Below are 13,093 nucleotides of genomic sequence, written 5' to 3'. Positions count from 1 at the left end.
AGGGGAGGGCCGTCTCTGGGGATGGACGGCTGGCGGTGGCGCTGCCCTCGTGCGTGCTCAGGCGGGCGGGGAATCCGGATCGAGCGTCCTGAGGGTGTCCTCTTCGGCGGCGTTGTCCGCGTCGAGCTGATCCTCGGTGCTCTCGTCGCCACCGAGCGCTGCGCGATGGCCCTGGCCTGCGTCGCCCTGGATGGCGCCGCCGGTGGATTCGCCGCGTGAGCTGTCGCCCTGGATCGCGCCGCCGGTGCCGTCGCCCTGGCCGGAGTCCTCGTCCGGTGCTCCGACCCCCGGCGCGCCTTCTGCAGGATCCTGCGGGTGGGGGGTGCGTTCCGTGTTCTCGTCCATGCACAGACGGTACGGCCGGTGTCGCCGCCTCGCGGAGGGCGTTGACAAATCCCGCCACGAGGGTCAGTCTTCGAGATCGCGCTTCGGGGAGGTGCGGATCGGCGTCGTCACGGCGGCCTCGTCGCTGAACTCGATCGGGTCGACCTCGATCACGCGGAGCGGTCGGGTCTCGTCGAGCGTGAGCAGGAACCGGCGGTTCTCGTCGCGGCGGAGGCGGCCGGAGGTGGCGACCCAGATCACGCCGATCGCACATGCGACGAATCCGGCCGTGCCGCCGAGCATGATCGCGGCGCGCGGACCGAACGTGTCGGCCACCCATCCCGCGATCGGGGCGCCGACGGGCGTCGAGCCCATGATGACCGCCATGTAGAGCGCGAGCACGCGCCCACGTAGAGCCGGATCGGTCGTGATCTGCACGTAGCCGTTGGCGGTCGTGAGCAGCGTCACGATCATGAAGCCGGTGAAGGTCAGGGTGACGGCGTAGGAGGCGTACGTGGGCATGGCCGACGACACGAACGCGGCGATGCCGAAACCACCGGCGGCCAGGATCACCACCCGCACACGGGCCCGGTCGCGTCGGGCGGCGAGCAGCGCACCGATGAGCGAGCCGATCGCGAGCACCGAGCTGAGCACGCCGTAGCCGTCGGCGCCCGCGCCGAACTCGAGCGCCATGGTCGAGGCGAAGATCGGGAAGTTCATGCCGAAGGCGCCGATCAGGAAGACCGTCACGAACACCACGCGCAGGTCGCTGCGCCCCCACACGTACCGGAAGCCGTCGGCGAGCCCCCCGCGATTGCGGTTCTTCAGGCGCGGAGCGAGCAGGCTGCGACGCATCAGCAGCAGGGCGAGCAGCATCGCCAGGAAGGTCGCCGCGTTCACGATGAAGACCCAGCCCGAGCCGATCGCCACGATCAGGAGCCCGCCGACGGCGGGCCCGACCATACGGGCGAGGTTGAACGACGCGGAGTTGAGGGCCACCGCGTTGGAGGTGTCGCCGGTGGAGACCATGTCCGACACGAACGCCTGTCGGGCTGGAGCGTCGAACGCGTTCACGACACCGAATCCGAGGGCGAAGCCGAACATCATCGGCAGGGTCATCAGGTCGTTGAGCAGTAGGACACCGACCGCGATCGCCAAGGCCAGCAGCGCCGACTGGGTGGCGAACAGGATGTGCCGCCGGTCGAAGCGGTCGGCCACCCACCCGGTCAGGCTCACGAGCACGAGCGGCGGCCCGAACTGCAGGGCCATCGTGACGCCCATCGCGGTGGCGTCGTTGTCGGTCAGCTCGGTGAGCACCACCCAGTCCTGAGCGGTGGCCTGCATCCATCCGCCGACGTTGGAGATCAGGGCGCCCGCGAACCAGATCCGGTAGTTGATGTTCGCGAAGGAGCGGAACATGGCGCTCATCGCTCCACCACCCGCCTCATCAGGGCGCTGGCTTCACGCAGCGTGGCGAGCTCGGCTGCGGAGTAGTCGACCTCGCGCAGCATGTCGGCGAGCAGCTCGTCGCGACGGCGGATGGTCTCGACGACGATCTCGCGACCGGCCTCGGTGATGTCGACCTGCACGCGGCGGCGGTCGTCCTCGTCGGGGGTGCGCACGACGAAGCCCTGCTCTTCGAGGCCGTTGATCGTGCTGGTCATCGACGGCGCGGTGACGCGCTCGCGCTGGGCGAGGGTCGAGATCGTGCGGCGTCCGTTCATGCGCAGATCGGCGAGCACCGCCAGCTGCGCGTCGCTCATCGAGTCGGCGGCGCGGGCGCAGCGAAGGCGGCGGGCCAGCCGGAACGTGGCCATGCGAAGGTCTGTGGCGGTGAGGTGGAGTGATTCATCAGACGCAGACATTACTTAGATAGCCTATCTAATTTTCCGGATGCCGGCAGGGGAGCGGGCACAATGGAGGGGTGACCCGATCGCTCGCCCTGGAAATCGCCGTGCAGGACCCCGCCGGAGTGCGGATCGCCAAGGAGGTCGGCGCTGCACGCGTCGAACTCGCCACGGCTCTCGCCCTCGGCGGACTCACCCCGTCGCCGGCGACGCTCGAACTCGCCGTCGAGGCGGCAGGAGCCGACGGCCCCGAGGTGCACGTGCTGATCCGCCCCCGCGCGGGTGGATTCCACTACGACGACGACGAGCTGGCGGTCGCCGAGCTCGACGTGCGCCGCGCGATCGCCGCCGGTGCCTCCGGTGTGGTCATCGGTGCCCTGGATGCCGACGGGCGTCTCGACCTGTTCGCGATGGCGCGTCTGCGCGATGCGGCCGGGGGAGCGCCAGCCACGCTGCATCGGGCGATCGACGTGACGGCCGACCCGGTCGCGACGCTGCAGAGCGCCCGCGAGCTGGGCCTGCGGCGCGTGCTCACGTCCGGGGGTGCGTCCGCTGCGATCGACGGCATCGACACGCTGCGTGCCCTCGTCGCCGCAGCCGAGGGCGAGATCGAGATCATGGCGGGCAGCGGTGTCGACGTGGCCAGCGCCCCGGTGCTGGCGGCGGCGGGGGTCGATGCGATCCACTTCTCCGCCAAGCGCGCCGTGGCGGAGGACGGCGGCGTGCGCATGGGCTCCGCCTCCGACGGGGTCGGCGGCTACGAGGTCACCGATCGCGACATCGCCTTCGCGATCCGGGATGCCCTCGCCCGGTAGTCACCCACCTCGCGCGGTAGCCGCCCTCGCACGTGATGGGTAGGCTCGCACCGTGATGGATACCCGCGAGTTCACCGATGCCTATGGCGTCGACATCGTCTACGACGTCCATCCCGCCGAGGGGACTCCCCGCGGCGTGGTGCAGCTGTTGCATGGCGTCGGCGAGCACGCGGGGAGGTACGGCGCGCTGATAGCGGCGCTCACCGCCGCCGGTTTCAACGTCTACGCCGATGACCACCGCGGCCACGGTCGCACCGGCATCCGTCAGCACGGCGGCCCGGAGAAGCTCGGCCGTCTGGGCAAGGGCGGGCTGCGCGCGGCCGAGGAGGCCGTCTGGCAGCTGACGGGCATCATCCGTGACGAGAACCCCGACCTGCCCCTCGTGCTGCTCGGTCATTCCTGGGGCTCGTTCCTGGCGCAGATGCTGGTCAACGACCATCCGGAAGCCTGGGACGCCGTGATCCTCTCGGGTTCGGCGTTGCGGATGCCGGGCTCGCTGAACGCCGCTCCGCTGAACGCGCGCTGGGCAGGCGAGGGCGCCACGGGCCTCGAGTGGCTCAGCCGTGACCCCGCCGTCTGGACCGCGTTCGATGAGGATCCGCTGACCACCGATGTGCCGCTGCTGAAGCTCTTCGGCCCGATCGAGGCCGCGAAGCTCTACGGCCGCCCGGCCAAGGATCTGGGGCACGACATCCCGATGCTGCTGCTCGTGGGTCGCGACGACCCGGTGGGCGGACCCCGCAGCGTGCACAAGCTCGCCGATGAGTACCGCAGCCGCTCCGGGCTCACCGACGTCACGACGCTGGTCTACCCCGACGCGCGTCACGAGATCTTCGCGGAGCTGCAGCAGGAAGAGGTGCGCGCCGACGTGCTCGCCTGGCTCGACACGCACATCCCCGCGCGCTGAGAATCCTTCCCTGACGCCGCGGATGTGACGCGGCATTACGCGCGGTGAAGGCGTATGTCACGACTGCCTCGCGAGCTGCCGAGCCACCGTAGATTCGGGGCAATATTCCGCGCATGAGCGAGGAGAGCCCCGCTGTGCGGTGCCCTCGCACGGGAGGGAGCGCTCCGATGAGCTTCGTGAAGGATTGGCAGGACTGGCACGCGTCACGCGAGCGCTACGCGGGGTCGGAATACGGTCCGTCGGCGCTGGAGTCGACGAACTGGCTCATCACGGAGGCGGCGGCCGTCGACGGCATCCCCGGACTCTGGGCGCTCACCGGCGACGGCGGCATCCGCGGCAGTGAGCTCGGTCAGGCCGGTTCCACCGTCACCCTGCGCGGTGGCGAGAGCATCCGTCTCGGACGGCGTGAGCTGCGGGTGTTCGAGCGTCACGGCACTCTCGCCCTGCGCGTGCTGAACCCGGCGCGCCCGCAGCGCGAGTGGTTCACCGCGATCGACGCCTATGCCCCCGATGAGCGCTGGCGGCTGCCGGCTGTTTTCGAGGAGACTCCGGACGAGCGGATCGTGATCACCTCTGTCGACGGGGATGCGCGGGAGACTCCGGTCGCCGGGCGGCTGCGGTTCGAGCTGGCGGGGGCGCCGCAGACGCTCACCGTGACCAGGAGTGCTCAGGGAGCGCTGAGCGCGGTGTTCGCCGACGGGACGAATGGGCTCGAGACCTATCGCTTCCGCTTCCTCCCGGTCGACGAGCCCGCCGACGACGGCACGGCAGTGATCGACTTCAACCGCGCCTACCTGCCGCCGTGCGCGTTCTCGGACCAGTTCGTGTGCCCGCTCCCGCCCGTCGGCAACAGGTATTCGACGCCGATCCGTGCGGGAGAGCGCGTGGTGGTGCTCGGAGGCTGACCCGCCGCAACAGGGGACGCGCGCCTTAAGCTGGAACCGTGCACGGTGAATACAAGGTCCCAGGTGGAAAGCTCGTCGTCGTCGACCTCGAGATCGAAGACGACCGGATCTCCCGCTTCCGCCTCGCCGGCGACTTCTTCCTCGAACCCGACTCGGCGCTCGACGACATCAACGCCGCGGTCGACGGGCTGCCCGTGGAGTCCGATGCGACCGCGATCGCGACCGCGGTGCGCGAAGCCCTCCCCGACGGGGCTCAGCTGCTCGGCTTCACGCCCGAGGCCGTGGGCACCGCGGTGCGCCGCGCACTCGTGACCGCCCCGGGGTGGCGTGACTTCGACTGGGAGATCGTGCACGAGAAGGCGGTCTCGCCGCGCATGAACCTGGCCCTCGACGAGGTGCTCACCTCCCGCGTGGGCGAAGGGCGCCGCCGACCCACCCTGCGCATCTGGGAGTGGGACGAGTCGGCCGTGGTGATCGGCTCGTTCCAGTCGTACCGCAACGAGGTCGACCCCGAGGGCGCCGCGAGGCATGGATTCGACGTCGTCCGCCGCATCTCCGGCGGCGGTGCGATGCTCATGGCGGCGGGGCAGATCATCACGTACTCGCTGTACGTGCCGGCGTCCCTGGTCGCGGGGATGACCTTCGCCGACTCCTACGCGTTCCTCGACGACTGGGTGCTGCAGGCGCTGCGCTCGCTCGGCATCGACGCGGTCTACCAGCCGCTCAACGACATCGCGAGCCCGACCGGCAAGATCGGCGGTGCGGCCCAGAAGCGCCTCGCGAACGGGGGAGTGCTGCACCACGCCACCCTCTCGTACGACATCGACGGTCAGATGATGACCGAGGTGCTGCGCATCGGCCGCGAGAAGCTCAGCGACAAGGGCACCGCCTCCGCCGCCAAGCGCGTCGATCCGCTGCGCAGCCAGACCGGACTCGAGCGCGCCGAGATCATCGAGCGCTTCAAAGACACCTTCCGTTCGCTGACGCATGCCGAGACCGGGTCGATCTCGGCAGACGAGTACGCCGATGCCGAGGCGCTCGTCACATCGAAGTTCGCCACCGGGGCGTGGCTGCATCGGGTGCCGTGACGGCGCCGGACCCCGACCTCTCCGCCGCGGCGGACCCGCGGGACGCCGTGGCAGATGTCGTGCCCGTGGTCGCTCCGGTCGTGCCGGGGGCGGTGACGATCGTCGAGGGCGACAACCTCGCCGTCGCGGCGACCCTGACCTCCGGATCGTTCACCCTGGTGTACCTCGATCCGCCGTTCAACACCGGCCGCACACAGGAGCGGCAGGTGGTCACCGCTCGACGGACGTTCACAGCTCAGGAAGAAGGCTCGGATCCGGGCGCGGCAGCCGCCCCAACCGGGACCACGGCGCCGGTCGTCCTGAGTTCTGCGCCGGAGACGGGCGCGCCGGAGACCGAGGTGCGGCACGGATTCCACGGTCACGCCTATGAGCGCGTGCGCGGGATGCTGCGTGCGTACGATGATCGCTTCGACGACTACGGTGCGTTTCTGATGCCCCGGCTCGAGGAGGCCTGGCGACTGCTCGCCGACGACGGCACCTTGTACCTGCACCTCGACTACCGAGAGGCGCACTACGCGAAGGTCATGCTCGACGCGGTGTTCGGGCGGGACTGCTTCCTCAACGAGCTGATCTGGGCGTACGACTACGGCGCCAAGTCGCGCAGTCGCTGGCCCACCAAGCACGACACGATCCTGGTCTACGTGAAGAACCCGAGGGAGTACGTCTTCAACTCCGACGAGGTCGACCGCGAGCCCTACATGGCGCCGGGGTTGGTCACGGCCGAGAAGGCGGCGCGCGGCAAGCTCCCCACCGACGTCTGGTGGCACACCATCGTGCCGACGACAGGACGGGAGAAGACCGGCTACCCCACGCAGAAGCCCGAAGGGATCCTGCGCCGTATCGTCACGGCATCGAGTCGCCCCGGCGACCGGGTGCTCGATCTGTTCGCGGGGAGTGGCACGACGGGAGCGGTCGCCTCGGCGCTCGGCCGCGACGCCGTGCTCGTCGATGACAACCCCGAGGCGGTCCGGATCATGCGGGCGCGCATGCCGCACGCGGTCGCGACGACGCTCGACTGAGGCGGGTCGTCAGGCCGGGCGCAGCAGCACCAGGAACTGCTCGATCTCGGCGGCCATGTCGAGGGACGGATCGAGCATCCACGCGGCTTGGAGTCCGTCGGCGAGGGCGTGCAGAGTGCGCACGACCCAGGCGGGGTCGACGTCGTCGCGCATCCGTCCGGCCTTCTGATCCTCGGCGACCTGTGCGCGGGTGAAGGCCTCGATCCGCTCGGTGCGCTCGCGGAAATAGGCGTGGGCGGGGTGGGAGGGGTCTCCGGCCTCGGCGGCGAGCTGTGCGTAGAGCTGCACGAGACCGGGGACCGAGGCGTTGTGACGCATGACCGCGAGGAACGCGGAGGAGGCGTCTTCGCCCGCGTACTCCTGCTCGTCACGGTCGTCTCTGGCGCGGAGGATCGCCACGAAGAGCTCTTCCTTGCTGCCGAAGTAGTGCAGGAGGCCGGCGGGGCTGAGTCCGGCGGCATCCGCGATCTCGCGAACGGACGCCTTGCGGTATCCGTGCTCCGCGACGACGGCGAGGGCGGCCTCGAGGATCTCCTCGCGTTTGGCGACGCCCTTCGCATACGCCCCTCGTATCGCCATGGCTCCAGGGTAACCGTCACGACCAGATCACGAAAACCAAACAACGTTCGTGAATGGCTTGCGGCGGATGGAGGCGATCTGTCAGCATGTCAAGTGAATACCGAACAGCGTTTGGTATTACCTCTGATTCCGCTCAACGAGGAGCCGACATGTCCGTTTCCCCGCTCGACCCCGCCGCCGAACTCGCGCCGACCGGCACCATCCGCGCCGTCCCGCCCGAAGCAGGCGAGCCGGCGGCCAGCCCACCCGCGAACAGGCGCCTGCTGCCCAGCCTGCTGATCGCCTCCCTCACGCTGTTCGCCACGTACGGCGGGCTCATCGCGATCCTCCTGCCCAGTCAGATCCTGATGATCGACGAGGCGAACAAGGTCGGCAACCTCGCCGTCGTGTCCACGATCTCCTTCGTGTTCACACTGTTCGCGCAGCCGATCGTCGGAGCGCTGAGCGACCGCACCCGCTCGCGTTTCGGACGCCGGGTGCCGTGGATGGTGCTCGGCGCGATCATCGGCGGCATCTTCCTGTTCGGGCTGGGCTCGCTGACCGACATCCTCTGGATCACCGTGTTCTGGGTGATCATCCAGGTGGCGCTGAACTTCTTCCAGGCGCCCCTGACCGCGATCACCGCCGATCGGTTCCCGCGATCGAAGCGCGGCGGGGCGAGCGCGATGATCGGACTCGGCACGCAGGTCGGCATGACGGTCGGCATCATGCTCGCCGGTGCCTTCGCCGCCCAGATCAGCATCGGCTACGCGGTGTTCGGCGGTGCCGTGATCGTGGCGGCGCTGCTGTTCGCGCTCGTGAACCGCGACTGGTCGTCGAAGCACGCGGCCGTGGATGCGTTCCGCTGGGGTGCCTTCTTCCGAGGCTTCTGGATCGACCCGCGCCGTCACCCCGACTTCGCATGGGCGTTCGCCGCGCGGTTCCTGTTGATCCTCGGCTACTTCGTCGTCAGCGCGTACCAGCTGTACATGCTCACCGACTACATCGGGCTGCCGCTCGCGGATGCCCAGGGCGCCGTCGTCACCCTCACGCTCGTGGCCTTCATCCCGACGCTCATCGCGATCGCCCTGTCCGGGTGGTGGAGCGACAGGGTCGGACGCCGCAAGGTGTTCATCTACGCCGCCTCCGTCGTGATGGTGGCCGGCCTCGCGATGCCGCTGCTGCAGCCGAACATGACCGGCATGATCCTGATGAGCATCATCAACGGCATCGGTTTCGGTCTGTACATGTCGGTGGATGCGGCGCTCATGACCGAGGTGCTGCCGAACGAGGGCGTATCGGCGGGCAAGGATCTCGGCATCCTCAACGTCGCGACCAACGTGCCGCAGGCGTTGAGTCCCGCCATCGGCGGTGTCATCATCACGTCCGTCGGCGGCTACGCGATGCTCTTCGTCTTCGCGATCGTGTTCGTGATCCTCGCCGCCGTCGCGACCGCGCCGATCAAGGGAGTGCGCTGATGACCAGGAATGAGCAGGAGAATGCTGTGATGACCGATACCGACTTCGAGACGACCGCCGATTTCGTCGAGGTGGCCACGGCCGCCGGACGGGTGCGGGGCCGCTGGCGCCCGACCACGGGCGGGCGCGGGAATCCGCGGTCGGCGGCCTTCCTGGGCATCCCGTTCGCAGAGGCGCCGATCGGCGCGCTGCGTTTTCAGGCGCCCGTGCCGAAAGCGCCGTGGGAGGGAGTGCGCGATGCGCTCGAGTTCGCCGCCACGGCCCAGCGCGGCGACCCCGGTGTGACGCTCATCCCCGAACCGAGCATCGAGGGTGACTCGACGCTCAACGTGAACGTCTTCACGCCGCACCCGACCCGTGCCGCGCAGGGAACCGGTCTTCCCGTGCTCGTCTGGATCCACGGCGGCGGATACTTCGCCGGCTCACCCGCGAGCCCCTGGTACGACGGCCGCAACTTCAACCGTGATGGCGTCGTGACGGTGTCGCTCTCGTACCGCCTGGGTTTCGACGGCTTCGGCTGGATCGAGGATGCTCCCTCGAACCGCGGTGTGCGCGACTGGCTGCTCGCCCTCGAATGGGTGCAGCAGAACATCGCCGAGTTCGGTGGTGATCCGTCGCGCGTCACCATCGCCGGACAGTCCGCCGGGGGAGGCGCCGTGCTGACCCTGCTCGGCATGGAGAAGGCGCAGCACCTGTTCCACGGCGTGTACGCGATCTCCGGTGCGCTCGCCGACGTCGCTCCCGCCCGCGCCGAGGCGTTCGGGCGCGGACTCGCCGCAGCAGCCGGAGTCGCGCCCACCGTGGCCGGGTTCTCATCCGTGTCGGAGGAGCGCATCCTCGAGCTGCAGAAGAAGGCGACCGAACTCGGTCCTGATTCGCTCGGGAGCGTGGTCGAAGACGGCCTTCCGCTCGGGCCGGCCGTGGACGGAGACCTGCTGCCGCGCCCGACGCGTGAGGCTCTGCGGGCCGGTGTCGGTGCCGACAAGCCCCTCGTGCTCGGTGCGACGGACGACGAGTTCACGATGGTCTTCGCAGGGTCCGAGAAGAAGCTGCGCTGGGTGCCGAGGTCGCTGCTGCTGAACAAGCTCGGGCTGCCGAAGAGCGTGCGGCGGGAGTACCTCGCCGCGAACGCGGACATCACCGGGCTCGGCAACGCGCGGGTGGGCGGTCGGCTGTTGACGGACCGGATGTTCCGAGCGGCGCTGCTCAGGATCGTCGCCGATCGCGGCACCGCACCCACCTGGCTGTACCGGTTCTCGTGGCCGTCCGGACACTTCGGATTCGCCGAGCACTGCCTCGACGTCCCGTTCTTCTTCGACTGCCTCGACGGGCCGGCGATGGAGCCGCTCGCCGGCCCGAACCCGCCGCAGGAGCTGGCCGACGAGGTGCACGGCGCCGCGGTCTCGTTCATCGCCGGCGGCGACCCCGGCTGGCCGCGTCACCAGGGCTCGAAGGGCATCGCGCGGGTCTACGACGTGCCGACGCGTGAGGTGGCCGACGCCTACGCCTCAGTGCGGCCGCTGCTGGGAACGTCGTCGTGACCACGGCTGTCGCGGTCGGGGACGCCACCCGACCGGTGGCCTCGCCGCGCCCGCGATGGATGCTGTGGACCGCGCTCGGGATGCTCGCGGTGTTCGCCGCACTCGCCGTCGGCGTGGTCGTCGCCCCGGACGCGCCGTGGTCGCAGGGCCTCGATGACCTGTGGCGACGCGGGTTCGGCGTCGGGCCGGAATCGACGCTGCCCGGTTTCGCCCTGGCGCAGATGTTCCAGCACCTCGGTCAACTGCCCGGTGCCGTGCTCATGATGGTCCTGCTCCCGCTGGTGCTGGTGCTGATCGGGCGGTGGCGTTCCGCGCTGTTCGTGCTCGCCGTGCAGCTCGCGGGCCCCGGCCTGCTGTCGCAGCTGACAAAGAACCTCGTCGACAGGCCGCGTCCGGCAGACGACACGGCAGCAGGACTCTTCGGTCCGCTCGTGCAGGTCGACCACGGCTCGTTCCCCTCCGGGCACTCGGTGAGCATGGCGGCGATCATCGTCACGGTGCTCGCGCTGATCCCGGCATCCGCGGTCTGGGTGCGCCGGATCTGGATCGTGCTCGGAGTGCTCTTGGCCGTCGGCATGGTGTGGCAGCGCACGCTCATCAACGCGCACTGGTTCACCGACACGTGTGCCGGGCTGATCGGCGGCGCGGCGGTCGCGCTTCTGCTGTGGTGGGCGTTCCTGCCCTGGCTGCGGCGCGATCAGGAGCGCCGCATCCGGTTCCTCCGGAAAGGCTGATCTCTCGCCTTCGAATCGCGCGAATGGTCCCATTTCCTGGGTGAATGGGACCATTCGCGCGATTCGAAGCGCGTCAAGCGATGTAGATCTTTCGAATCGTCTCGGTGACTGTCCAGGTGGTGCGCATGCCCTCGGCGAGGCGCACCACCTGGCCGGGCCCGACCTCGAGGTCGGGCAGTCCCGACGAGGCGAAGGCGATCGTGGCGCGGCCCGACAGCACGACGAACACCTCATCGGTCTCGGTGTCGGTCGCGGTGCCCGGCGTCATCTCCCAGACGCCGATCTCGATCCCGCCGAGGGTCGCCAGCTCGTGCACGGCGGCCGTCGGCGTCCCGGCGATCACCTCGTCCGCCGGCAGAGGTTCATGCGAGAGCGGCAGTGCACTGGCATCGACCCCCGCGCCGGCAGCGAGACCGTTCATGAGTCGAAGCCCATGCCGACGGCGTCGAGTGTCTTGAGGAACAGGTTGCGCCTGCCCTCGTTGTGGTCGGCCCGGTTCATCGCGGCACGGACGAGGTTCACACCGATCGAGGCGGCAGGCTCGGGAGGGAACGGGATGGGCTTCTCGCGCACCATCCGCAGCTCGGTGCGTTCGGTCTCCTGGCCGGACAGCTTGTCGAGCATGACGTCGGCCGCGAAGCGTGCAGCCCCGACGCCGAGCCCGGTGAAGCCGGTCGCATAGGCCACGCGGCCCTTGCGGGCAGTTCCGAAGAAGGCGCAGAAGCGACTGGACGAGTCGATCGCCCCGGCCCAGCGGTGGGTGAAGCGTAGGCCCTCCAGCTGCGGGAACGTCGTGAAGAAGTGCGAGGCGAGCTTGCGGTGACTCTCGATGCGGTCCTCATACGCTGCGCGCACCTTGCCGCCGAAGTGGTAGATGGCGTCGTAGCCGCCGAACAGGATGCGGTTGTCACCGGTGAGCCGGTAGTAGTGGAACTGGTTCGCGCTGTCGGCGAGACCCTGACGGTTCGACCAGCCGATCGACGCCAGCTGCTCGGTGGAGAGCGGCTCGGTCATCAGCACGTAGTCGTACACGGGCACGGTCATCAGCCGGTTGCGCTTGAGGAGCGACGGGAAGACGTTCGTCCCGAGCGCGACGGCATCCGCGACCACGCGGCCGTTCGGGGTCACCAGCGTGATCGGGCCCGAGCCGTCGCCCTCGATGCCGCGCACCAGGCTGTGCTCGTAGATCTCGACGCCCAAGTCGGCGGCCACGCGGGCCAGCTCGACACCGAGCTTGGCCGGATGCACCATCGCGCAGCCGTCGCGGTCCCAGTCGCCGGCGAGGAACGTCTCCGAATGCACCTCGGCCTGCACCGCCTCCTGGTCGAGGAAGCCCGGCTCGTCGCGGTACCACTCCACCTGGTGCGGCTCGACAGCCACCGCCAGCTGTCCGGTGCGCTCGAATTCCGCATCCATCCCGTAGCGCTCGACGGTCTCGCCGATGCCGTCGAGATTCGCGTGTCCCAGCTCTTCCAAGCGGTCGATCTCCTCCGGCCAGCGGTTGACACCGTTCTCGTGTCCGTGCGTGAGGCTCGACTCGCAGAAGCCGCCGTTGCGGCCGGATGCCGCCCAGGCGACTCGTGAGGCCTCGAGCAGGACGACGCGGCGCTCGGGTTCGCGTTCCTTGGCGCGCACCGCTGTCCAGAGTCCGGCGTATCCGCCGCCGACGATGGCGAGATCGGCGCGGACCGTGCCGTTCAGTCGCGGATGGGTCGGCCGGTCGACATCGTCGAGCCAGAAGACCCGCAGGGCGGTGTCGCGGAGGGCGTCGTCGATGACGGACGGCGACGGCTGCTGGCGTTCGAAGACGGTGGTGCCCATGGGTTCTCTCCGTGGTGTGCGCGGTGCGGTGTCTGGGGTGCGGTGCTGGGGCGCGC

Annotated in this window: 14 protein-coding genes; 8 read left to right on the top strand and 6 right to left on the bottom strand. The window is 69.5% G+C overall.

Annotated features, from left to right (window positions below; translation table 11 throughout):
* Positions 1-57 precede the first annotated feature (57 nt).
* The 3 genes from ACIQLD_RS09285 to ACIQLD_RS09275 form a co-directional block, all read right to left on the bottom strand.
* A complete protein-coding gene (locus tag ACIQLD_RS09285; protein ID WP_402607634.1) occupies positions 58-345 on the bottom strand; it encodes a hypothetical protein in 288 nt (95 codons plus the stop codon).
* Positions 346-408: 63 nt separating this feature from the next.
* On the bottom strand, positions 409-1,743 hold the full coding sequence (locus ACIQLD_RS09280) for an MFS transporter (protein WP_402608512.1): 1,335 nt from the start codon (positions 1,741-1,743) through the stop codon (positions 409-411).
* A gap of 5 nt (positions 1,744-1,748) precedes the next feature.
* Positions 1,749-2,189 (bottom strand): MarR family winged helix-turn-helix transcriptional regulator, encoded by a 441-nt coding sequence (locus ACIQLD_RS09275; RefSeq protein WP_402607632.1) that lies wholly within the window; start codon positions 2,187-2,189, stop codon positions 1,749-1,751.
* 59 nt (positions 2,190-2,248) lie between these two features.
* On the opposite strand from ACIQLD_RS09275, the gene ACIQLD_RS09270 reads away from it, so the two are divergent.
* The 5 genes from ACIQLD_RS09270 to ACIQLD_RS09250 all read left to right on the top strand — a co-directional run bounded on the left by ACIQLD_RS09270 (position 2,249) and on the right by ACIQLD_RS09250 (position 6,905).
* A complete protein-coding gene (locus tag ACIQLD_RS09270) occupies positions 2,249-2,986 on the top strand; it encodes a copper homeostasis protein CutC (protein ID WP_402607630.1) in 738 nt (245 codons plus the stop codon).
* Between the two features lie 55 nt (positions 2,987-3,041).
* Positions 3,042-3,893 carry an alpha/beta fold hydrolase gene (locus ACIQLD_RS09265; RefSeq protein ID WP_402608510.1) on the top strand — a complete coding sequence of 284 codons (852 nt, stop codon included), beginning with the start codon at positions 3,042-3,044 and terminating at the stop codon, positions 3,891-3,893.
* Positions 3,894-4,060: 167 nt separating this feature from the next.
* A complete protein-coding gene (locus ACIQLD_RS09260; protein ID WP_402607628.1) occupies positions 4,061-4,798 on the top strand; it encodes a DUF1684 domain-containing protein in 738 nt (245 codons plus the stop codon).
* Between the two features lie 38 nt (positions 4,799-4,836).
* Complete coding sequence (locus ACIQLD_RS09255) at positions 4,837-5,886, top strand: biotin/lipoate A/B protein ligase family protein (protein WP_402607626.1); 1,050 nt, start codon at positions 4,837-4,839, stop codon at positions 5,884-5,886.
* On the top strand, positions 5,865-6,905 hold the full coding sequence (locus tag ACIQLD_RS09250; RefSeq protein WP_402607624.1) for a DNA-methyltransferase: 1,041 nt from the start codon (positions 5,865-5,867) through the stop codon (positions 6,903-6,905). Before ACIQLD_RS09255 ends, ACIQLD_RS09250 begins: the two co-directional genes overlap by 22 nt.
* Positions 6,906-6,914: 9 nt before the next feature.
* Here ACIQLD_RS09250 and ACIQLD_RS09245 read toward each other — a convergent pair whose 3' ends face one another.
* Positions 6,915-7,484, bottom strand: coding sequence for a TetR/AcrR family transcriptional regulator (locus tag ACIQLD_RS09245; RefSeq protein WP_402607622.1), 570 nt, complete (start codon positions 7,482-7,484; stop codon positions 6,915-6,917).
* 149 nt (positions 7,485-7,633) lie between these two features.
* Between ACIQLD_RS09245 and ACIQLD_RS09240 the strand changes: the two genes are divergently transcribed.
* From ACIQLD_RS09240 to ACIQLD_RS09230, 3 genes are read left to right on the top strand one after another with little or no spacing between them, the layout of a single operon-like run.
* Positions 7,634-8,941: an MFS transporter gene (locus ACIQLD_RS09240; RefSeq protein WP_402607620.1), complete on the top strand. Its 1,308-nt coding sequence runs from the start codon at positions 7,634-7,636 to the stop codon at positions 8,939-8,941.
* A gap of 29 nt (positions 8,942-8,970) precedes the next feature.
* The gene (locus ACIQLD_RS09235) at positions 8,971-10,482 is read left to right on the top strand and encodes a carboxylesterase/lipase family protein (RefSeq protein WP_402607618.1); all 1,512 of its coding nucleotides are present in this window, start codon (positions 8,971-8,973) and stop codon (positions 10,480-10,482) included.
* The gene (locus tag ACIQLD_RS09230; RefSeq protein ID WP_402607616.1) at positions 10,479-11,216 is read left to right on the top strand and encodes a phosphatase PAP2 family protein; all 738 of its coding nucleotides are present in this window, start codon (positions 10,479-10,481) and stop codon (positions 11,214-11,216) included. The genes ACIQLD_RS09235 and ACIQLD_RS09230 overlap by 4 nt, the downstream gene beginning before the upstream one ends.
* Before the next feature lie 73 nt (positions 11,217-11,289).
* On the opposite strand, the gene ACIQLD_RS09225 is transcribed toward ACIQLD_RS09230, so the two are convergent.
* The gene (locus tag ACIQLD_RS09225) at positions 11,290-11,637 is read right to left on the bottom strand and encodes a cupin domain-containing protein (protein ID WP_402607614.1); all 348 of its coding nucleotides are present in this window, start codon (positions 11,635-11,637) and stop codon (positions 11,290-11,292) included.
* On the bottom strand, positions 11,634-13,037 hold the full coding sequence (locus ACIQLD_RS09220) for an NAD(P)/FAD-dependent oxidoreductase (RefSeq protein ID WP_402607612.1): 1,404 nt from the start codon (positions 13,035-13,037) through the stop codon (positions 11,634-11,636). Before ACIQLD_RS09220 ends, ACIQLD_RS09225 begins: the two co-directional genes overlap by 4 nt.
* Between the last annotated feature and the right edge of the window lie 56 nt (positions 13,038-13,093).

It is taken from the genome of Microbacterium sp. NPDC091662, from assembly GCF_044756705.1.
Classification (GTDB): Bacteria; Actinomycetota; Actinomycetes; order Actinomycetales; family Microbacteriaceae; genus Microbacterium.
The sequence above is the reverse complement of the archived record's forward strand: the minus strand, read 5'-3'. Positions and strand labels throughout refer to the sequence as shown.

Coding starts and splice junctions, on each gene's coding strand:
- ACIQLD_RS09285 (WP_402607634.1), bottom strand. CDS start 345: ATGGACGAGAACACGGAACGCACCCCCCACCCGCAGGATCCTGCAGAA.
- ACIQLD_RS09280 (WP_402608512.1), bottom strand. CDS start 1,743: ATGTTCCGCTCCTTCGCGAACATCAACTACCGGATCTGGTTCGCGGGC.
- ACIQLD_RS09275 (WP_402607632.1), bottom strand. CDS start 2,189: ATGTCTGCGTCTGATGAATCACTCCACCTCACCGCCACAGACCTTCGC.
- ACIQLD_RS09265 (WP_402608510.1), top strand. CDS start 3,042: ATGGATACCCGCGAGTTCACCGATGCCTATGGCGTCGACATCGTCTAC.
- ACIQLD_RS09260 (WP_402607628.1), top strand. CDS start 4,061: ATGAGCTTCGTGAAGGATTGGCAGGACTGGCACGCGTCACGCGAGCGC.
- ACIQLD_RS09245 (WP_402607622.1), bottom strand. CDS start 7,484: ATGGCGATACGAGGGGCGTATGCGAAGGGCGTCGCCAAACGCGAGGAG.
- ACIQLD_RS09240 (WP_402607620.1), top strand. CDS start 7,634: ATGTCCGTTTCCCCGCTCGACCCCGCCGCCGAACTCGCGCCGACCGGC.
- ACIQLD_RS09235 (WP_402607618.1), top strand. CDS start 8,971: ATGACCGATACCGACTTCGAGACGACCGCCGATTTCGTCGAGGTGGCC.
- ACIQLD_RS09225 (WP_402607614.1), bottom strand. CDS start 11,637: ATGAACGGTCTCGCTGCCGGCGCGGGGGTCGATGCCAGTGCACTGCCG.
- ACIQLD_RS09220 (WP_402607612.1), bottom strand. CDS start 13,037: ATGGGCACCACCGTCTTCGAACGCCAGCAGCCGTCGCCGTCCGTCATC.